This is a genomic window from Streptomyces sp. NBC_00459, assembly GCF_036013955.1.
Taxonomy (GTDB): domain Bacteria; phylum Actinomycetota; class Actinomycetes; order Streptomycetales; family Streptomycetaceae; genus Streptomyces.
Genome location: NZ_CP107903.1, coordinates 3,083,731 through 3,103,785, shown reverse-complemented (window position 1 = coordinate 3,103,785; position 20,055 = coordinate 3,083,731). Strand labels below are relative to the sequence as shown.

Below are 20,055 nucleotides of genomic sequence, written 5' to 3'. Positions count from 1 at the left end.
ACCAGCACCATGTCGATCGACGTCAACAACGAGTCCGGAACCGAGGTCGACGAGCAGGCGATCCTCGACATCGCCCGCTACGCGCTCGCGCGGATGCGCATCCACCCGCTCTCCGAGCTCTCGGTGATCGCCGTGGACGCCGACGCCATGGAGCAGTTGCACATCCAGTGGATGGACCTGCCCGGTCCGACCGACGTCATGTCCTTCCCCATGGACGAGCTGCGCCCGCCGTCGAAGGACGACGACGAGCCGCCGCAGGGGCTTCTCGGTGACATCGTGCTCTGTCCCGAAGTCGCCGAGAAGCAGGGCAAGGAGGCCGAGACGGAGCACTCCATGGACGAGGAGCTTCAGCTGCTCACCGTCCACGGAGTGCTGCACCTCCTCGGTTACGACCACGAGGAGCCGGACGAGAAGGCCGAGATGTTCGGCCTCCAGGCCGCCATCGTCGACGGCTGGCGCGGCGAGCGGGGGATGACCGGTCCGTCGCCCGCCCCGACGGTCACTTCATGAACCCCCAACTCGTCACCGGCGCCATAGCGCTGGTCGTTGTCGCCTGGCTCGCCGCCTGCGCGGAGGCGGGCCTCGCGCGCGTCTCCAGCTTCCGCGCCGAGGAGGCCGTACGCAGTGGCCGGCGGGGCAGTGCCAAGCTGGCGCAGATCGCCGCCGACCCGACCCGCTATCTCAACGTGGCGCTGCTGGTGCGCGTGGTCTGCGAGATGGCCGCCGCCGCGCTCGTCACGTACGCCTGCCTCAAGGAGTTCGACCGGACCTGGCAGGCCCTCGCCGTCGCCATCGGTGTGATGGTGCTCGTCTCGTACGTCGCGGTCGGCGTCTCGCCGCGCACGATCGGGCGTCAGCACCCCCTGAACACGGCCACGGCAGCGGCGTACGTCCTGCTGCCGCTCGCCCGTGTCATGGGGCCGATCCCCTACCTCCTCATCCTCATCGGCAACGCCCTCACGCCCGGCAAGGGCTTCCGGCGCGGCCCGTTCGCCTCCGAGGCGGAGCTGCGCGCGCTGGTCGACCTGGCCGAGAAGGAGTCCCTGATCGAGGACGACGAGCGCCGCATGGTGCACTCGGTCTTCGAGCTGGGCGACACCCTCGTCCGGGAGGTCATGGTCCCGCGTACGGACCTGGTCGTCATCGAGCGGTACAAGACGATCCGGCAGGCGCTCACCCTCGCGCTGCGCTCCGGGTTCTCGCGCATTCCGGTCACCGGGGAGAGCGAGGACGACGTCGTCGGGATCGTGTACCTGAAGGACCTGGTCCGTAAGACGCACATCAGCCGGGACGCGGAGAGCGAGCTGGTGTCGAGCGCCATGCGGCCCGCAGCCTTCGTACCCGACACGAAGAACGCCGGTGACCTGCTCCGCGAGATGCAGCGCGACCGCAACCACGTCGCCGTCGTCATCGACGAGTACGGCGGCACGGCCGGCATCGTGACCATCGAGGACATCCTGGAGGAGATCGTCGGCGAGATCACCGACGAGTACGACCGTGAACTCCCGCCCGTGGAGGAGCTCGGCGACGAGCGGCACCGGGTCACGGCCCGCCTCGACATCACCGACCTCGGCGAGCTGTACGGCCTTGAGGAGTACGACGACGAGGACGTGGAGACGGTGGGCGGGCTGCTGGCGAAGGCGCTGGGCCGCGTGCCGATCGCCGGGGCCTCGGCCGTCGTCGAGCTGCCCGACGGGCGCGGACTGCGGCTCACCGCGGAGGCCGCTGCCGGGCGCCGGAACAAGATCGTGACGGTGCTGGTGGAGCCGACCGATCATGCCGGGACACCGGAAGAGGAGAAGAAGACGAAGGAGAGGACGAAGGAGAAGGCCAAGGGCCCGGAGAGGGAGAGGGGCGAGGCGTGACTCCGCAGGAACTGCGTGCCTTCTGTCTGTCCTTCAACTCCGCTGTCGAGGACTTCCCGTTCAGCCCGGAGATCTCGGTCTTCAAGGTGCTGGGCAAGATGTTCGCCCTGTCCTGGACGGTCAGCCTGCCCCTGAAGGTCAACCTGAAGTGCGACCCGGAGGACGCGATCCGGCTGCGCGCCGATCACCCGGGGTTGATCATCCCCGGGTACCACATGAACAAACGGCACTGGAACACGGTGACGGTGGACGGGGAGTTGCCCGATCAGCTCGTACGGGAGTTGATCGAGGACTCGTACGACCTGGTGGTGGCCGGTCTGCCGCGCGCGGAGCGGTTGCGGCTCGACCGGCCCTGACGGGACATGGCCGGACAGGCCCTCAGTACGGCAGGATGCGGCCCGAGGGCGTCCTGCGGTCGATGGGGAGGTCGCGGGGCGAAGGAGCGCTGGGCCGACGGATGACGCGGATGCGGGTCTGGCGGTTCATAACGCCTCCTCATGGCTCGCGGTTCCTGGGTCATGCCCTGATCGCCCGTACCTGATACCTGTTCTTGTGTGACTTCCTTGTGTCATGAAGCCTCAGGTGGCCTCAGCAGGGGACAAACCGCGTAAGTATGCTCATGGCATGACCGAGAGCAACGCGCCCGACCTCGATCCCGAGGACCGCAAGATCGTCACCCTCGCCCGCTCCGCCCGGGCCCGCAACGGCGTCCCCGAGGGGGCAGCCGTACGGGACGAGACCGGACGTACGTATGTCGCCGGCACGGTCGACCTCGACTCGCTGAAGCTGAGCGCGCTCCAGACGGCGGTGGCCATGGCGGTGGCGTCGGGCGCGAAGTCGCTTGAGGCGGCGGCCGTCGTGACCGGTGCGGAGGGTGTGTCGGCGGGGGACCTGGCCGTCGTACGGGATCTGGGTGGGCCCGCGACCCCGGTGCACGTGGCCGCGCCGGACGGCGTGGTGCGGGTGACGGTGTCCGCCGGGTGAGGTGGTCGGGGCGCCGGGACGAGGGTTGGTCTTCGGCCACTTTCGCGGCGCCCCGAAAGAACTCGCAGAGTGTCTATTGCAATCGCGAGCAACCCACGCATCAATGGAACCCGCTCTTCCGACGGACCGTCAGATTCCCCCGCGCGGCGCCCCGCACCCGCCCCGCGGCTGACCGCACCCGGCCGCCGTACCCCCCACATCGCAATTCCCCACATGGCAATTCCCGTACCAGGGAAGGGAATCCGATCGATGAGAAGCACGACAGTACGCCTGCCTGCGCGCAGGCGGCTCGGTATCGGTGCGGTATTCGCGGCGGGCTCGCTCGCCGTCACCGGTCTGGCCTTCGCGCCGACCGCCGCGGCGGTCACCCCCACCTCCGCGACAGTCACCTACAGCTGCGGGTTCTTCGGCGGCGGTTCGACAACTCTCACCGTCCTGCAGGACGGCACCTCGGCCACGATCACCGTCAGCTCCAACATCACCGCTCCACTCGCTCTCGCCGCCGACTCGATCGCCTCCACGCTGACCCTGGCGAAGGCGACGGGCGGTACCACGGCCTTCACCGGTACCAAGAACCCGGCCACGGCCACCGGTGCCACGGTCACCGTCGGCCCGCTGACCGGCACCGTCGCCTCCGGCGACAGCCTTGAAGCGGGCGGCGGCACCCTCAAGATGGTGCTCTTCGGCATCACCGTGACCTGTACCCCGACCGCGAACCAGTCACCGGGACCGTTCGTCTTCTAGTGACGGCCCGCCTCCTCGCCCCACCTCGGGTGAAACGGCCGGCGTCGCCTGCTCCACGGCGGCGCCGGCCTTTGCCGCAGTGAACTGATGGGTCGTCAGTTCGCTTGCTGTGATCGCACGTTATTCCGTGCGATTGCATTGACTTCTCACACGGCCTGCACATCAATGGCCCCCTGTCGGCGCAGACGAGCCGCTGCGCCCGCATCCCTCAGAGGGGGCAACCATGGCCAACACGGCATCCATGGGTTCGACCGGTCGAAGACGACGACGCCTGGTCGCGCTGCTCGGGGCGACCGCACTCGCGGTCGCCGCGGGCGGTGCGCTGGCCGTCCCGGCCGGAGCAGCCGCCACGGCGTCCGTTCCCGTGGACTTCGCCACGCACTGCGTACCGCCGCCCATCGCGGGCCTTCCGCCGATCGACGGCACCACCACCGCGCAGATCACGGTGGACAACATGACACCCAAGGTCGGCGACACCGTCACCGTGACGTACACGGTGGTCAAGCCGGCCGCGAGCAACCCCACCGATCTCGCGCTGCCCGCCGACATCATGACGCCCACCGGAAAGGTCGTCCTGAGCGGAGCGCAGACCGGCGACGTCACCGTCACGGGGCCCAAGAAGAACGAACCCGTGCCCGGCAAGGGCGCTTTCCCGCCGTTCTCGATGACCGGTACCTTCACGGTCACCGCGCCCGGCGACATCACGCTCTCGCCCGGTGACTACAACATCCACACCAGCTACATCCTTGAGCTGGACACCCCGTGCACGGTCATCACCCCGCCCGCGCCCGGATCCGTGACGATCACGGCAACGGACGGGACCCAGACCAACACCCGTGCCATCACCCTGGGTTCGGCCTCCGGAGCGCCCGGGGCCAACGTCACCGTGAACGGCGCCAACTTCACCGCCGGTGCCACGGTCACACTCGCCGGCCGGTCCGGGTCCGCCCAGACCGCCGACACCGCGACCGTGACCGCCGACTCCCAGGGCGCCTTCAGCGGCACCCTCGCCGTCAGCGACAAGACGACGACCGGGGTCGTGGCGTACGAGGGCAGCGCGTGGAGCGACACCAAGGGCGCCGGTCCGGCCGCCTACGTGGTCATCGACAACACGCCCATTCCCGACAACAGCCAGAAGCTCACCACCACCGTCAGAGCCGGTGTCCTGTCCATGACCCAGGCCGGGGACGCCGTCCAGCTGTCGGCGGTCGACTTCGGCAAGGGCGGGCCCTCCACGGCCCCGCTGCAGACGGTGACCGTCAAGGACTTCCGCGGCGGACCCGCGGGCTGGTCCCTGACAGGCAAGGTCACCGACTTCACCGGACCCGGCGCCAAGATCGATGCCAACAAGCTCAGTTGGACCCCGGCCTGCGCGACGAAGGCCGGAAGTCCCAGCACCTGCCAGCCCGGTTCGCCCGGTGTGGTGGGCGGTACGGGAGCCACCCTGGCCTCCACACCCGACGGAACGGTCACCGGCGGTGAGTTCACCGTCGACGCCGGACTGTCGCTGGACGTACCGGCGTTCACCCCGCCGGGCACGTACTCCGGCCTGCTCACCCTCACCCTCACCTGAGCGACGTCCGTCCGGACAACGCTCGTCGGAACACGCTCATCGGAACAACCTGCACATGAACCACCCGCACGTGAACAACCTGCACCTGTAAGGCTGTTGGTCATCCGGTGGCCGGGCGCGCACCCGCCCGTCCACCTACCTCTTCCGCGGGGGTCCGCACCCATGCGCAAGCCGTACGTCCTTCTCGCGCTGCCCATGCTGCTGCTGGCGGCGCTCGGTACGTCACTCCTGACGTCCGCCCCCGCCCGGGCCGCCGACAACGGCAGCTGGTCGGTCTTCCCCATCTCCTCCGCCGTGGCGCAGCGCCCGTACTTCTACCTCTCCGCCGATCCCGGTACGACGGTCGAGGACAAGGTCACCGTCGCCAACAAGACGGACAAGCCGCTCACCTTCCGGCTGTACGCGGCCGACGCCTACAACACCGCGCGCGACGGCGGGTTCGCCGTACGCACCCTCCACGAGAAGCAGCGCGGCGTCGGCGCCTGGGCGCGGCCCGCGAAGTCCCGGGTCACCGTGCCCGCGCACAAGTCGGTCACCGTCCCCTTCACCCTCCGGGTGCCCGAAGGGGCCGAACCAGGCGACCACGTGGGCGCGTTGGTCGCCCTCGACGAACGGATCGACACGGGCGACGGCTCACTGGCACTCGGGGTGCAGCGGGCGGTCGGGGCGCGGATCTATCTGCGCGTGAACGGGCCCGCCGTCTCCGCGATCACCGTCGAGAAGGTCAGAATCAGCCACCACCAGCCCCTCGTCCCCGGCCTCGGCGACAGCACCGCCACGATCTCCTACACCCTCCACAACACCGGGAACGTCACTCTCGACCCCCGGGTGGAGGTGCGGGCACAGGGCCTGTTCGGCCGTACGCTGATGGCCCGCGACCTCACCAAGATCCCCTCCGAGCTGCTGCCCGGCCAACGGGTCCAGCTCACCGAACCCTGGCACGGCGCACCCCAACTCGACTGGGGCGACGTCACGTTGACGGCGTACGCCAAGGACACCCGGGAGTCGGCGAGCGTGTCGTTCTTCGCGCTGCCGTGGCTCATGGCGGTGGTCGTCGTGGTGTTCGGCGTGGTGGGGACCGTACTGGCGGTCAGGGCGCGCAGGGCGCGGCCCGGGAAACGCGGGAAGCGGCGCGTCGAGCACGCACAGGCCGCCTAGGACCTGTCCGGGCGATCACTGGTCCCACTACGGTGGCTGTGGTGGAAGGGCCTGGTGAGTGCAGTGGAGATGAGCCGTGCGGAGGCAGTCGCGCTGGTGCAGCGCGTCATGGATGCGGGCTGCGCCTCCGATGACGAGGTGGCCGGTTGGCTGGGCAGGCTCGACAGAACCCTGGCTTGCCCGTCTGGGCACGTCAGTGGCTTGATCTTCTGGCCTTCGGAGCGGGATCTTTCGGCTGATGAGGTGGTCGATCAGGCCCTGGCACATCGGCCGATCGCTTTGTGAGGCCGGGACTCAACTCCGAAGCCAGATCAGTAGAGCTGCGGTGGTTGCGGTGCCGAGGAAGACGTAGCCGCGCTTGTCATAACGGGTGGCCACCGCCCGGGACTGCTTCAGCCTGTTGATCGTCCGTTCAAGGAGCAAGCCGTAATGCACACATAGACGACTCTGAGGCGGGGAATGTGCCTGTCATAGAGGTGGACGCCCTGCTTCGTGCCGCTGTTGTTGTTCAGCGGTTGCGGGAGCGACAGGTCGGTGGTGGCGAGGGTGGTGGGTCGGAGTGTCCGAGGATGTCGTCGCTGAGCTCCCCAGATGCCGCGGTGGGAGAGCGTTCCGGAACTGAGCCGTCAGCTGGTGGTGTGTCTGCTGGCCGAGCTGACGACACGGATGGTGGTCGAGGCCGGACGGGGCGGGGGTGAGTCCTGTGGTGGTGAGAGCTCCGTGGGAACGGCTTGAGGGCAAGATCCAGCCCCGGCATCTCGGCCGTCTCGCGGTCGTCTATGTCCGTCAGTCGACTCCGCAGCAGGTCCTCGACCACGCGGAGTCGACCCGGCTGCAGTACGGACTCACCCAGCGTGCGGTCGACTTGGGGTGGGCGCCGTCCCGGGTCCTGGTGATCGACGAGGACCTTGGCCATTCGGCGTCCGGTCTGGTGGACAGGCCCGGCTTTCAGCGGCTGGTCTCCGAGGTCGGCCTGGACCACGTGGGCCTGGTCCTCGGCGTGGAGATGTCCCGGCTGGCACGAAGCGGCCGTGAATGGCACCAGCTGCTGGAACTGTGCGCCCTGGCCGGAGCCCTGCTCGCCGACCCGGACGGGGTCTATGACCCGGCCGGACACAACGACCGCCTGCTGCTCGGACTCAAGGGCACGATCAGCGAGGCCGAACTGCATCTGATCAAGCAGCGGATGTGGAACGGACGGATCGGCAAGGCCCGTCGCGGCGAGCTAGCGGTGCCCCTGCCGGTGGGCTATCTCCGGCTCGCGGACGGCCAGGTCGTCAAGGACCCGGACGAGCAGGTGCAGACCGTGGTCCGCCTGGTCTTCGACCTGTTCGACGAACTCGGTCTCATCAACGGGGTGCTGCGGTTCCTGGTCGATCACGGCATCCAGATGGGCATCCGCACCCGCGAAGGGCCGGAGAAGGGGCTGCTGGTGTGGCGACGGCCCAGCCGGATCGTGATCCAGAACATGCTCCGGCATCCGGCCTATGCGGGGATCTATGTCTATGGCCGCAGCCGCACCGACCCCCGCCGCCGGGTGCCGGGCCGCCCGAGCACCGGCCGGGTCCGCAAGCCGCGCGAGGACTGGCTGGTGTACCTGCCCGCAGTTCTGCCCGCCTATATCGGCATTGAACAGTACGAACGCAACCTGGCCCGGATCGAGGCGAACCGGACCCGCTCACTGAGCATGGGTGCCCTGCGCGACGGGCCGGCGCTGCTGGCCGGGCTGATCTACTGCGGCCGCTGCGGAACCCGCATGACCGTCCACTACCAACGCGGCCAGGGCGGCAAGCTGTGGCCGAAGTACGAGTGCAGCCGCGTCAAAGCCGACTACGGAGGCGAGTTGTGCCAGCAGTTGGCCGGTGCCTGTCTCGACCGCTATGTCACCGTTCTGCTGCTGGCCGCGATGGCACCGGCCGCTCTGGAAGTGTCGCTGGCCGCGGCCGAGCAGGCCCAGCACCGGCGCCAGGAAGTGGACCGGATCTGGCGTCAGCGCCTGGAACGCGCGGACTATGCCATCGACCGGGCCCGGCGTCAGTACCAGCTCGCCGAACCCGAAAACCGCCTGGTCGTCCGCGAACTCGAGCGTAACTGGGAGTCCACGCTGACCGAGCGGCAGCAACTCGGCGAGGAGTACGACCGCTTCGCCGCGGCCCGGCCCCGCTTCCTCACGGCAGCCGAGCGCGAGCAGATCCGTGCCCTGGCCGGCGACCTCCCGGCGGTGTGGCGGGCGCCCACCACCACGGACACGGACCGCAAACAGCTGATGCGGCACCTGATCGAGAACGTCCGCGTGAGCGTGGTCGACGACAGCGAACGCGTCACCGTCCAGATCACCTGGGCCGGAGGCCACCGCACCGACGGCGCGACCGTCCGCCCAGTCGGCCGCCTGGACCAACTCAGCTACTTCCCCCAACTCGCCGCCCGGGCCCGGGAGCTGGCCGCCGCCGGACAGGCCGCCCCCGTCATCGCGACAATCCTGAACGCCGAAGGCTTCCGCCCGCCCAAACGCCGCGAGCACTTCGGCGCTCAAGGCGTCCGCGAACTACTGCGCGAACTGGGCTGTATCAGCCGGCAGGAACAGACCCTCCGCCGAAACGCCCGGCCCCTCGGCCCCGACGACTGGTGGCCCAGCGATCTCGCCCGCGAGATCGGCATGCCCCGCGTCACGCTCTTCGGCTGGATCAAGAAGGGCTGGGTCACCGCCCATCAGCAGGACGACCGGCGCCGGTCCTGGGTGATCCACGCCGACCGCACCGAAGTTGAACGCCTCCGCCGCCTGCATGAACTGCCACGGGGCCACGGAGCTCGCCAACCCTGGCTGTACCACCAGCGGATGACGATAATCCAGAACAAGGAAGAAACCCAAGGCGATGACGACGAACCGCAGGTATGACAGCACTGCGGCTTGCTCATCTCGACCGCGTTGCGCTTCTTGTACCGCGCTTCGTCGAAGCCGGGTGGCCGTCCGCCGCGCGAGCCCTTGCGCAGGCGGGCGGCCTGGCTGTCGGTCTTCTCCGGGATCGCGTGCCGGATGCCCCGGTGCCGCAGGTGCTCACGGCACGGGCCGTTGCTGTATCCCTTGTCCGCCGCAAGACTGTCGGGCTTCGTGCGGGGCCGACCTGGACCGACCCGCGGAACGCGGATCTTCGCCAGCACCGTCTGGAACTGGGTGCAGTCCGCCCGCTGCCCACCGGTGACGACCAGGGACAGCGGACGGCAGCGGCCATCGGCGCTCAGGTGGAGTTTGCTGGTGAACCCGCCCCGCGAGCGGCCCAGGCCCTCACCTCCTGCACCACCTCCACCAGGCGGGCGAGGAGGCTCTGCCACGGTGTTTCGGGCTGATGTTCGCCTTCTTCGCCCCCCTTTGACGCGGGGGCCGGCGGCGGATCGATGCGGGCACCGGCCGCGTGCTGGTGAGCCCGCACGACGGTGGAGTCGACCGAGATGTCCCAGTCGATCCCGCCTGTGGCGTCCGCGGCGGCCTGGACCTCCTGCAGCAGACGCTCCCACGTGCCGTCGGCCGACCACAGCCGATGCCGTTCGTAGACGGTCTTCCAGGGGCCGAACCGCTCTGGAAGATCCCGCCACTGCACTCCGGTCCGAACTCGGTGCAGGATTCCATCGATCACCTGCCGATGATCCCGCCACCGGCCACAACGCCCGTTGCTGACCGGCAGGAACGGCCGCAGCCGTTCCCACTCGGCATCCGTCAAGTCACCCCGCCCCATGCCTGACACAACGAGCCAACAGTCAGACAGTCACATGATCGGGCGGACAGGTCCTAGTCGCGGCCCAGGGTCCGGCGGAGTATGCCCTTCTTCGCGGCGGGGGGTTCGGCGGGCGGGGTCTCCTTCGACGCCACGAGCTGCGCGACGGATATCCGTACGTGAGAGGTGGAGGTCATGGGTTTGTTCCAGTGCTCGCTCCAGAACTCACGGCTGAATTCGAGGAGCCAGCTCGTCTCGGACGCGCGGAACATGAGGTAGCCGTACTCCGCCGCGCCGCCCAGGTGGTCCTTGGGGTAGGAGAGGCTCAACTCCTCGGCGCGGGCCAGGGCCTGTTCCCTGCCGCCGTCCACGTGCAGCTTGTCGTCGAGACTCCAGCTGGAGTCGCTGAGACGCGCAGACATCTTCTCGACGAGTACGTACCACTCGCCGCCGGACTCCCCGCTCATGACGCCCCTCCCACCTCAGAGCGCGTCCGGGCCGCGTTCGCCCGTCCGCACCCGTACGACTGTCTCGACGGGCAGCGCCCACACCTTCCCGTCCCCGATCTTCCCCGTCCGCGCGGCCTTGACGATCGCCTCGATGGCGGTCTCGGCGTCCGCGTCGTCGACGACGACCTCGATACGGACCTTGGGGACGAGGTCGACCTGGTACTCGGCGCCGCGGTACACCTCGGTGTGGCCGCGCTGGCGCCCGTACCCGCTGGCCTCGGTCACGGTCAGACCGTGCACGCCGATTTCCTGGAGCGCGGTCTTGACCTCGTCGAGGCGGTACGGCTTGACGATCGCGGTGATGAGCTTCATGCCTGGCTCTTGACCTTCTGCGCGGAGGAGTGGGAAGAGTGTGCGGCGGACGAGACCGGGGCCCCGTGGCCCAGGACGCCGTGATCGTATGCCGTCTCGGCGTGCACCGTAAGGTCGAGACCGGTGTGCTCCTCGTCCTCGCTCGCCCGGAACCCCATGATCCGGTCGATCACCTTCCCGATGCCGTACGTCACGGCGAAGGCGTAGGCGCCCACGGCCACCACGGCGACCGCCTGCCTGCCGAGCTGACCGAGCCCGCCCCCGTACAGCAGCCCCTCGGCCCCGCCGGTCATCGACTCGGCGGCGAAGACGCCGATCAGCAGGGTGCCGATCACTCCGCCGACCAGGTGGACGCCGACGACGTCGAGCGAGTCGTCGTATCCGAACCTGAACTTCCACCCGACGGCGTACGAGCAGACGACACCGGCGGCGAGCCCCACGACCAGCGCGCCGAGGAGCGAGACCGACCCGCAGGACGGCGTGATGGCCACCAGACCGGCGACCGCGCCGGAGGCCGCGCCCAGCGTCGTGGGGTGACCGTCGCGGCGCTGCTCGACGAAGAGCCAGCCGAGGAGGCCGGTGCAGCCGGCGGCGAGGGTGTTGAGGAAGGCGGCGGCGGCCAGCCCGTTGGCGCCGAGCGCGGACCCGGCGTTGAACCCGAACCAGCCGAACCAGAGCAGACCGGCGCCCAGCATCACCATCGGCAGGTTGTGCGGCCGCATGGCCTCCTTCCGGAACCCGAGGCGCGGGCCGAGGACCAGGCACAGGGCGAGTCCGGAGGCGCCGGAGGTGATCTCGACGGGCAGGCCGCCCGCGAAGTCGAGGGCGCCGAGGTGCTCGAGAATCCAGCCGCCCGGGCCCCACACCCAGTGGGCGACGGGAACGTATACGAGCACCGCCCACACGGGCACGAAGACCAGCCAGGCCCCGAACTTCGCCCGGTCGGCGACCGCGCCGCTGACCAGGGCGGCGGTGATGATCGCGAAGGTGAGCTGGAAGGTGGCGAAGAGGAGGGTGGGGACGGTGCCCTGGACACTGTCCGGGCCGAGTCCCGCCATTCCGGCGTGGTCGAGTCCCCCGATCAGGCCGCCGCCGATGTCCTCCCCGAAGGCGAGGGAGTAGCCGGCGGCCAGCCACACCACAGTGACCAGGGCGATCGACACGAAACTCATCATCAGCATGTTGAGCACGCTCTTCGTACGGACCATGCCGCCGTAGAAGAGGGCCAGGCCAGGGGTCATGAGGAGTACGAGGGCGGTGGCGGCGAGCAGCCAGGCGGTGTCGCCGGTGTCGATCCGGGCAGCGGCCAGGTTCACGGTGGTCTCGGTGGGCACAGCGTCTCCGGTCTCTCCAACGGGGGCGGGGGCTCGTCAGAGGGTCACCGGTGTGCGTTACGCATTTCGTACGGTGGTGTTTCCGGCGCGTTTCGTGTTGCGGGGGAGTTTCCGGAAGCTCACGGAGGTCCGGTGAAGGGCTCTCGAAGGCTTGTCGGTGGCATGTCGATGCCTCATCGATGCCTTGTCGAAGGGGCGCCGGAGAGCCCTGGTGGGGGCTCGGCGTGCGAGGGGTCCCCATGGATCAGGGACAATGGGCGCCATGAGTGTTCGTACCCCGTCATCCGAGCCGACCGAGCCGACCGTTCCGTCGGAGGGATCGGCCGCGCACCGCGCCGGCTTCGCCTGCTTCGTGGGCCGCCCCAACGCGGGCAAGTCCACCCTCACGAACGCTCTGGTCGGCCAGAAGGTGGCGATCACCGCGGACCAGCCGCAGACGACGCGGCACACCGTACGGGGCATCGTGCACCGGCCGGACGCGCAGCTGATCCTGGTCGACACCCCTGGGCTGCACAAGCCGCGCACGCTGCTGGGCGAACGCCTGAACGACGTGGTGCGGACGACGTGGGCCGAGGTCGACGTCATCGGCTTCTGCCTCCCGGCGAACGAGAAGCTGGGCCCCGGCGACCGTTTCATCGCGAAGGAACTGGCGGCGATCAAGAAGACGCCGAAGATCGCGATCGTGACGAAGACCGACCTGGTCGAGGGCAGGGCGCTGGCCGAGCAGCTCATCGCGATCGACCAGCTCGGCCGTGAGCTCGGGTTCGAATGGGCCGAGATCGTGCCGGTCTCCGCGGTCGCCGACCAGCAGGTGGACCTGCTGGCCGACCTGCTCGTCCCGCTGCTGCCCGAGGGCCCGGCGCTCTACCCGGAGGGCGACCTCACGGACGAGCCGGAGCAGGTCATGATCGCGGAGCTGATCCGGGAGGCCGCGCTGGAAGGCGTACGCGACGAGCTCCCCCACTCGATCGCGGTCGTGGTCGAGGAGATGATCCCCCGCGAGGACCGCCCCGCCGACAAGCCGCTCCTCGACATCCACGCGTTCGTCTACATCGAGCGGCCCAGCCAGAAGGGCATCATCATCGGCCCGAAGGGCAAGCGACTGAAGGACGTCGGCATCAAGAGCCGCAAGCAGATCGAGGCGCTGCTGGGCACGCCGGTCTTCCTGGACCTCCATGTGAAGGTCGCGAAGGACTGGCAGCGGGATCCTCGTCAGCTGCGGAAGCTGGGGTTCTGACGGGGTTTTCCCAACCACCCACCCGTTTCCAGCCCGCTTGCCGGGCGCCCTCGAAATGCCCGGTGCCGGCCGGCATTTCCAGCCCATCCGGCGTTCGCGAAGCCGGCACCGACGACTCGGGGCCCGCGCTGCTCGGCGTACGGCGCCGAGACGCGCGCAGCCGGCCTGCGGGATGCTCGCGCGCTCGCCCACCGCCACGACAGCAGGTCCGAAGCACTGCGGTGGCATCCGAACCGGTCCGGTGAACCGGACGGAGTCCTCAGCCGGGCCGCGGTCGACGACTTCACCGTCGATACAGGTACGGACTCCGTCACCGAGGTCGCCGTATCCGTGCTCAAGCCGGCCGGCCGGCAGTAGGACCACCCCAGCCGCGTCAGTCCACCCCCCGAATCCGTCCCACCAGCACCGCCCCCACCAGCCCGATCACCGCGGACACCAGATACAGCACCCGGTACCCGCCCAGATACGTCACGATCGGCGCCGCGAGGGCCGGTGCCATCACCTGGGGCAGGGCGTTGGCCACGTTGATCACGCCCAGGTCCTTGCCCCGGTCGAGTGCCTTCGGCAGCACGTCCGTCATCAGGGCGAAGTCGACCGAGGTGAAGACGCCGAAGCCGATACCGAGGACCGCCGACGCGACGATCGCCCCGGGCCAGGTCTGCCAGCCGGCCAGCATCGCCGTCGCCACCGCCATCAGCACGCCCGACCAGAGCACGAACGGCTTGCGGCGGCCCACCCGGTCCGACCAGACCCCGCCGACGACCACCGTGGCCATCAGCGTCACGCCGTTCACCGCCGTCAGGATCAGCACGCCCTGCTCGGGGTCGGAGTGGTCGAGGCGGTCGCGCAGGTAGTACAGGAGGTACAGCAGCACCAGCGCGTTGCTCAGGTTGATCAGGAAACGGGTCAGCCACGCCCAGCCCAGGTCCGGATGGCGGCGCGGGCTCAGCCAGAACCCGGCCAGGAAGGTCCGCCAGGCCCACACCGGCCGGTCCTCGGCCGCGAGCCGCAGATCCTTGTGCCGCAGGACGTACGGCAGCACACCCAGCAGCGTGAACGCCGCGCACGCCGCATAGCCCGCGCCGACCCCGCCCGCCGCCGTCGCCAGGCCCGTCCCGCCGACCACGCCGAGGATCTGTGCGACGCCCAACCAGCCGCCCACGGAGCCCCGTTGAAGCCTGGGGACTCGGTCGGGGACGGCGGCCGTGACGGCGGCGAAGGCCGCGTTCAACGTCAGTTGGACCAGGCACCACCCCGCCACCATCGTCCACAGCCCGCCGGCCCCCGCCAGCAGCAGCAACGACAGCGCACCGCCCGCCGCGCCGGCCACGATCCACGGCGTACGGCGACCCCACCGCGACGTCGTACGGTCCGACAGCGCGCCGAAGAACGGGTTCGCCGCCAGCGACACCAGGGCGCCCGCACCCGCCACCCACGCCAGCAGGGTCTCCTTCGACATCCCGGTGCCGGGCGCGAAGTCCTCGGCCTGGGAGGCGAGAAGGATCTGCAGCGGCCCGAACCAGCCCACCCAGATCGCCCCGTTGGCGAGCGAGAGCGAGGCGGTCCACCCTCGCCCGACCCGCTCGACAGGCTCGGCGAGCGCACCCACCGAGCGGGACACATCAGTCATCGTCAGTCTCTCTGCGCTCGGAGAAGGTCCCTGAACCAGCCGTACGAGGCCTTGGGCGTCCGCTTCAGCGTGGAGGGGTCGTCGAAGTCCACGTGGACGAGCCCGAACCGCCGCGCATACCCCTCCGCCCACTCGAAGTTGTCCAGCAGCGACCACACGAAGTAGCCGCGCACATCCACACCGGCCTCCACCGCCCGGTGCAGCGCCCGGACATGGCCGTCCAGGTAGGCGATCCGCTCCTGGTCGTCGAGCCCCTCGTACGAGCAGCCGTTCTCGGTGATGACGACCGGCGGCAGCCGGTCGCCGTAACGGTCCCGGAAGGTGGTGAGCAGCTCCGTGAGGCCCTCGGGTACGACCGGCCAGCCGAAGTCCGTCACCGGGACGTCCTCGATCTCCTGCACGGAGAAGGGGAGTTCGGCCGGGATCGTCAGCCCGCCGAACTCGATGTCGGCGCCCTGCGGCGCGCCCACCTTCGTCGGGGCGTAGTAGTTGACGCCGTAGAAGTCGAGCGGCTCGCCGATCACCTTCAGGTCGGCCTCCACGTCGCCCGGCATCAACTCGCCCAGGCCGTCGGGGTATTCGCCCAGGAGGATCGGGTCGGCGAACAGCCGGTTGAGGAGGAGGTCGTAGAACCCGGCCGCCTCCAGGTCCTCCTGTTCCTGCGACGCGGGCCAGGTCGGCCCGTGCGAGTTGGCGATCCCGATGTCCGTGGCACCGGCGGCGCGCAGGGCCCGTACGGCCAGGCCATGGCCGAGGAGTTGGTGGTGGGCTGCCGGGAGCGCGTCGAACATCAGCTGCTTGCCGGGTGCGTGCGCGCCCAACGCGTGGCCGAACAGGGTGTGTTCGGCGGGCTCGTTGAGCGTGATCCACTTGTTCACGCGGTCGCCGAGCCGCTTGGCGACGACGGACACGTAGTCGGCGAACCTGGCCGCCGTGTCCCGCTCCAGCCAGTCCAGGCTCACCGGCAGGTCCCAGTGGAAGAGGGTCGGGACGGGACGTACGCCCGCCGCGCACAGCTCGTCCACCAGCCGGTCGTAGAAGTCCAGGCCGCCGGGGGAGTTCACCCGCGGCCAGGAGATCGAGAAGCGGTACGCGTCCACGCCGAGGCCGGCCAGCAGGGCCACGTCCTCGGGGTAGCGGTGGAAGTGGTCGCAGGCCACAGCCGCCGTCGAGCCGTCCTTCACTCGTCCGGGCTCGGCCGTGAAGAGGTCCCATACGGACTGTTCGCGCTGGTCCGCCGCGCCCTCGATCTGGTGCGCCGAGGTGGACACGCCCCACAGGAAGCCGTCCGGGAACTGGGGTATCGGGTTGGTCGCCATGCGCCGGATCATCGGTACCGGGGGTAACGGGTGTCAACGGGCCTGGGTGACGATGCGGTCACACCCGGTCCGTCGGCACCCGCGACACCCGTTATGCCCCTTCTTTCAACACCCTTGAGATCAGCTTCCGTTGCTCTTCGGTGAGCCGGGGATCGGCGCAGTACACCGTCTTGCCGTCCACCGTGATCTCGTAGCTGAATCCGTCCGGCACCCCGGTCGGCGGGGTGCCCCCGCCGGCCGCGACCGCCTGATCGGCGAGGGCGTGCCACGCGGGGGCGTCGGGCCGCCCCGAGGTGTCCACCTCGGCGCACCGCTCGATGCCCGCGAATCCGCCCGTACGTCGTACCTGAATACGCATGGGTCCCTGTCTAGTACGAGAACGGCTCCAGTACGACCGGCGCGAGTGCCGGTGCGGCCCGCACGGGCGGCGGGCGGCTACAGGCGGGCCCGGGGAACGATGGGCACTCCGACCCGCTCCCACGCCTTCAGCACGGCCTGGAGCTCCTCGCCGTCGCCGTAGCGCTCGCTCGCGGTGGCGACGGTCAGCTGGGCGAAGTCGTCGAAGAACGCGTCCTCCTTCAGATCGCCGCCGGTCAGTACGTCGTACCAGATCTGTCCGGCCCGCTCCCACGCGTTGCCGCCGAGTGTGGTGGCGACGATGTAGAACGCGTGGTTGGGGATGCCGCTGTTGATGTGGACGCCGCCGTTGTCGCGGCCGGTGCGGACATAGCCGTCCATGGTCGCGGGCTGCGGGTCCTTGCCGAGCACGTCGTCGTCGTACGCGGTGCCCGGTTCCTTCATGGAGCGCAGGGCCGTGCCGGTGACGCTCGGGGCGAGCAGGCCCGCGCCGATCAGCCAGTCGGCCTCGGCGGCGGTCTGGCCGAGCGAGTACTGCTTGATGAGCGAGCCGAAGACGTCCGACATCGACTCGTTGAGGGCGCCGGGCTGGCCGTAGTACGTGAGGTTCGCGGTGTGCTGGGTGACGCCGTGGGTGAGCTCGTGGCCGATGACGTCGATGGAGTTGGTGAAGTCGACGAAGATCTCGCCGTCGCCGTCGCCGAACACCATCTGATTGCCGTCCCAGAAGGCGTTGTTGTAGCCCTCGTCGTAGTGGACGGTCGCGTCGAGGGGCAGGCCGTCGCCGTCGATCGAGTGGCGCTGGTAGGCCTTGAGATAGAGGTCGAAGGTGGCGCCGAGGCCGGCGTAGGCGCGGTTGACGGTGGCGTCCTGGCCGGGCTCGGAGCCCTCGGCGCGCACCTTTGTGCCGGGCAGCGTCGTGCGGTGCTCGGCGTCGTAGATCGTGCGCAGCGGCTGGTCGGAGGGTGCCTTCAGGGCCGGGGCGGCGGCCAGGCCGAACTCGGCGGTGAGGCGGCGCTCGGTCCGTTTCTGGGCGTCGAGCAGCAGCGTGTGCAGTGCGGGGCCGGAGACGGCCGGGTCCTCGTGACGGGCGAGCGTGTTGAGGATGTGCGGTGGGACGATCGTGCAGAAGACGGGCTCAGAGCCCCCGTGTGTCGTCATGCCCGGCACCCTTGCACCGAGTCATGCGGCTGTCACTACCCGCAACCATGATTGGTGAAATACCCGGACAAGGAGCCCATCGTTCGGTGACAGAGTGGTATGTGCCGGGTAGCGGCGAGTGACATCGCGGCGAGGCCGAGTGGGATGGCGCACTTTTTGCACCTTTCGTTCCCCGGCTCCCGCATACTGAGGGTCCCGCATAGTGATACAGGCCCGCGCGTCCGGCGCGGCTCGGCTACAGTGCGGAGCATCATGCGTTTCGGGCTGCTCCTCCTTAGCTGCCGCGGCGAGGGCCTGTAAGTAGAGGCCGACCCCCTCCCCGCGGAGTCTGGCGTTGCGCCGTCGGCCGTCCTTCAGGACACCACGAGGAGCCCACGCATCATGGCCCACAGCGCCAATCGCCAGCAGCCCACCTCCATGCCGATCCACAAGTACGGCCGGTACGAGCAGGTCGACATCGCCGACCGCACCTGGCCCGGAAACCGGATCACCGTCGCCCCCCGCTGGCTCTCCACCGACCTGCGCGACGGCAACCAGTCCCTGATCGACCCCATGTCACCGGCCCGCAAGCGCGCGATGTTCGACCTGCTGGTGAAGATGGGCTACAAGGAGATCGAGGTCGGTTTCCCGGCCTCCGGGCAGACGGACTTCGACTTCGTACGGTCGATCGTCGAAGAACCGGGCGCGATCCCGGACGACGTCACCATCTCCGTACTGACCCAGGCCCGCGAGGACCTGATCGAGCGGACCGTCGAGTCCCTGAAGGGCGCCAAGCGCGCCACGGTCCACCTGTACAACGCGACCGCCCCCGTCTTCCGCCGGGTCGTCTTCCGCGGTTCCAAGGACCAGATCAAGCAGATCGCCGTCGACGGCACACGGCTGGTCATGGAGTACGCCGAGAAGCTGCTGGGCCCCGAGACGGAGTTCGGTTACCAGTACAGCCCCGAGATCTTCACCGACACCGAGCTGGACTTCGCACTGGAGGTCTGCGAGGCGGTCATGGACGTCTGGCAGCCCGGCCCGGGCCGCGAGATCATCCTCAACCTGCCGGCCACGGTGGAGCGTTCGACCCCGTCGACGCACGCGGACCGCTTCGAGTGGATGGGCCGCAACCTGACCCGTCGCGAGCACGTCGTCCTCTCCATCCACCCCCACAACGACCGCGGTACGGCCGTCGCCGCCGCCGAACTGGCCCTGATGGCCGGCGCCGACCGCGTCGAGGGCTGTCTGTTCGGCCAGGGCGAGCGCACCGGCAACGTCGACCTGGTCACCCTGGGCATGAACCTGTTCTCGCAGGGCGTCGACCCGCAGATCGACTTCTCCGACATCGACGAGATCCGTCGTACGTGGGAGTACTGCAACCAGATGGAGGTCCACCCGCGCCACCCGTACGTGGGCGACCTGGTCTACACGTCCTTCTCCGGCTCCCACCAGGACGCCATCAAGAAGGGCTTCGACGCCATGGAGGCCGACGCCGCCGCCAAGGGCGTCACCGTGGACGACATCGAGTGGGCGGTCCCGTACCTGCCGATCGACCCGAAGGACGTCGGCCGGTCCTACGAGGCCGTGATCCGGGTCAACTCCCAGTCCGGCAAGGGCGGTATCGCGTACGTCCTGAAGAACGACCACAAGCTGGACCTGCCGCGCCGGATGCAGATCGAGTTCTCGAAGCTGATCCAGGCGAAGACGGACGCCGAGGGCGGCGAGGTCACGCCGAAGGACATCTGGACGATCTTCCGGGACGAGTACCTGCCGAACCCCGAGAACCCCTGGGGCCGTATCCAGGTCAAGACCGGTCAGTCGACCACCGACAAGGACGGCGTGGACACCCTCACCGTCGAAGCCGAGGTCGACGGTGTCGAGACCACCCTGGTGGGCACGGGCAACGGCCCGATCTCCGCGTTCTTCCACGCCCTGCAGGGTCTGGACATCGACGCCCGGCTCCTGGACTACACCGAGCACACGATGAGCGAGGGAGCCTCCGCGCAGGCCGCCTCCTACATCGAGGTCGCCATCGGCGACAAGGTCCTGTGGGGCATCGGCATCGACGCCAACACGACCCGCGCCTCGCTGAAGGCGGTCGTCTCCGCCGTCAACCGCGCGGGTCGCTGACTCACCCGACCGGTTGGTTTCACGCCCCGTCCGCCCTTCGTGGCGGGCGG

18 protein-coding genes and 1 pseudogene are annotated in these 20,055 nt (G+C 69.3%); 11 read left to right on the top strand and 8 right to left on the bottom strand.

Annotated elements, in window-relative coordinates:
* Nucleotides 1-9 precede the first annotated feature (9 nt).
* The 9 genes from ybeY to OHN74_RS13510 all read left to right on the top strand — a co-directional run bounded on the left by ybeY (nucleotide 10) and on the right by OHN74_RS13510 (nucleotide 9,220).
* On the top strand, nucleotides 10-510 hold the full coding sequence (gene ybeY, locus OHN74_RS13555; RefSeq protein ID WP_327694824.1) for an rRNA maturation RNase YbeY: 501 nt from the start codon (nucleotides 10-12) through the stop codon (nucleotides 508-510).
* Entirely contained in the window at nucleotides 507-1,865 is a 1,359-nt protein-coding gene (locus OHN74_RS13550) for a hemolysin family protein (protein ID WP_327694823.1), read from the top strand. Before ybeY ends, OHN74_RS13550 begins: the two co-directional genes overlap by 4 nt.
* The gene (locus OHN74_RS13545) at nucleotides 1,862-2,221 is read left to right on the top strand and encodes an MmcQ/YjbR family DNA-binding protein (RefSeq protein WP_327694822.1); all 360 of its coding nucleotides are present in this window, start codon (nucleotides 1,862-1,864) and stop codon (nucleotides 2,219-2,221) included. The genes OHN74_RS13550 and OHN74_RS13545 overlap by 4 nt, the downstream gene beginning before the upstream one ends.
* 268 nt (nucleotides 2,222-2,489) lie before the next feature.
* A complete protein-coding gene (locus OHN74_RS13540) occupies nucleotides 2,490-2,849 on the top strand; it encodes a cytidine deaminase (protein WP_327694821.1) in 360 nt (119 codons plus the stop codon).
* A gap of 249 nt (nucleotides 2,850-3,098) precedes the next feature.
* On the top strand, nucleotides 3,099-3,593 hold the full coding sequence (locus OHN74_RS13535; protein ID WP_327694820.1) for a hypothetical protein: 495 nt from the start codon (nucleotides 3,099-3,101) through the stop codon (nucleotides 3,591-3,593).
* 241 nt (nucleotides 3,594-3,834) lie between these two features.
* Nucleotides 3,835-5,166, top strand: a complete 1,332-nt coding sequence (locus OHN74_RS13530) for a beta-xylosidase (protein WP_327700110.1) — start codon at nucleotides 3,835-3,837, stop codon at nucleotides 5,164-5,166.
* 162 nt (nucleotides 5,167-5,328) lie between these two features.
* Nucleotides 5,329-6,324, top strand: a complete 996-nt coding sequence (locus OHN74_RS13525) for a WxL protein peptidoglycan domain-containing protein (RefSeq protein ID WP_327694819.1) — start codon at nucleotides 5,329-5,331, stop codon at nucleotides 6,322-6,324.
* Nucleotides 6,325-6,393: 69 nt separating this feature from the next.
* Nucleotides 6,394-6,609 (top strand): e9imm peptide, encoded by a 216-nt coding sequence (locus OHN74_RS13520; protein WP_198655582.1) that lies wholly within the window; start codon nucleotides 6,394-6,396, stop codon nucleotides 6,607-6,609.
* Between the two features lie 418 nt (nucleotides 6,610-7,027).
* On the top strand, nucleotides 7,028-9,220 hold the full coding sequence (locus OHN74_RS13510; RefSeq protein ID WP_327694818.1) for a recombinase family protein: 2,193 nt from the start codon (nucleotides 7,028-7,030) through the stop codon (nucleotides 9,218-9,220).
* Nucleotides 9,221-9,240: 20 nt separating this feature from the next.
* Here the strand turns inward: OHN74_RS13510 and OHN74_RS13505 are convergent.
* The 4 genes and pseudogenes from OHN74_RS13505 to OHN74_RS13490 form a co-directional block, all read right to left on the bottom strand.
* Nucleotides 9,241-10,055 (bottom strand): annotated as a pseudogene (locus OHN74_RS13505) (IS5 family transposase); the annotation flags it as partial.
* A 53-nt stretch (nucleotides 10,056-10,108) separates the two neighbouring features.
* Complete coding sequence (locus OHN74_RS13500) at nucleotides 10,109-10,501, bottom strand: hypothetical protein (RefSeq protein ID WP_327694817.1); 393 nt, start codon at nucleotides 10,499-10,501, stop codon at nucleotides 10,109-10,111.
* A gap of 15 nt (nucleotides 10,502-10,516) precedes the next feature.
* Complete coding sequence (locus OHN74_RS13495; RefSeq protein WP_327694816.1) at nucleotides 10,517-10,855, bottom strand: P-II family nitrogen regulator; 339 nt, start codon at nucleotides 10,853-10,855, stop codon at nucleotides 10,517-10,519.
* Entirely contained in the window at nucleotides 10,852-12,171 is a 1,320-nt protein-coding gene (locus OHN74_RS13490; RefSeq protein ID WP_327700109.1) for an ammonium transporter, read from the bottom strand. The genes OHN74_RS13495 and OHN74_RS13490 overlap by 4 nt, the downstream gene beginning before the upstream one ends.
* 271 nt (nucleotides 12,172-12,442) lie before the next feature.
* On the opposite strand from OHN74_RS13490, the gene era reads away from it, so the two are divergent.
* The gene (era, locus tag OHN74_RS13485) at nucleotides 12,443-13,426 is read left to right on the top strand and encodes a GTPase Era (protein ID WP_327694815.1); all 984 of its coding nucleotides are present in this window, start codon (nucleotides 12,443-12,445) and stop codon (nucleotides 13,424-13,426) included.
* A gap of 373 nt (nucleotides 13,427-13,799) precedes the next feature.
* Here the strand turns inward: era and OHN74_RS13480 are convergent, their stop codons facing one another.
* The 4 genes from OHN74_RS13480 to OHN74_RS13465 all read right to left on the bottom strand — a co-directional run bounded on the left by OHN74_RS13480 (nucleotide 13,800) and on the right by OHN74_RS13465 (nucleotide 17,893).
* Complete coding sequence (locus tag OHN74_RS13480) at nucleotides 13,800-15,056, bottom strand: MFS transporter (RefSeq protein ID WP_327694814.1); 1,257 nt, start codon at nucleotides 15,054-15,056, stop codon at nucleotides 13,800-13,802.
* 2 nt (nucleotides 15,057-15,058) lie between these two features.
* On the bottom strand, nucleotides 15,059-16,387 hold the full coding sequence (locus tag OHN74_RS13475; RefSeq protein ID WP_443060390.1) for a GH1 family beta-glucosidase: 1,329 nt from the start codon (nucleotides 16,385-16,387) through the stop codon (nucleotides 15,059-15,061).
* A 79-nt stretch (nucleotides 16,388-16,466) separates the two neighbouring features.
* Nucleotides 16,467-16,733: a protealysin inhibitor emfourin gene (locus tag OHN74_RS13470; protein ID WP_327694812.1), complete on the bottom strand. Its 267-nt coding sequence runs from the start codon at nucleotides 16,731-16,733 to the stop codon at nucleotides 16,467-16,469.
* Nucleotides 16,734-16,810: 77 nt separating this feature from the next.
* The gene (locus tag OHN74_RS13465; RefSeq protein ID WP_327694811.1) at nucleotides 16,811-17,893 is read right to left on the bottom strand and encodes a M4 family metallopeptidase; all 1,083 of its coding nucleotides are present in this window, start codon (nucleotides 17,891-17,893) and stop codon (nucleotides 16,811-16,813) included.
* Between the two features lie 381 nt (nucleotides 17,894-18,274).
* On the opposite strand from OHN74_RS13465, the gene leuA reads away from it, so the two are divergent.
* Nucleotides 18,275-20,005: a 2-isopropylmalate synthase gene (gene leuA, locus OHN74_RS13460; RefSeq protein ID WP_327694810.1), complete on the top strand. Its 1,731-nt coding sequence runs from the start codon at nucleotides 18,275-18,277 to the stop codon at nucleotides 20,003-20,005.
* The last annotated feature ends 50 nt before the right edge of the window (nucleotides 20,006-20,055 follow it).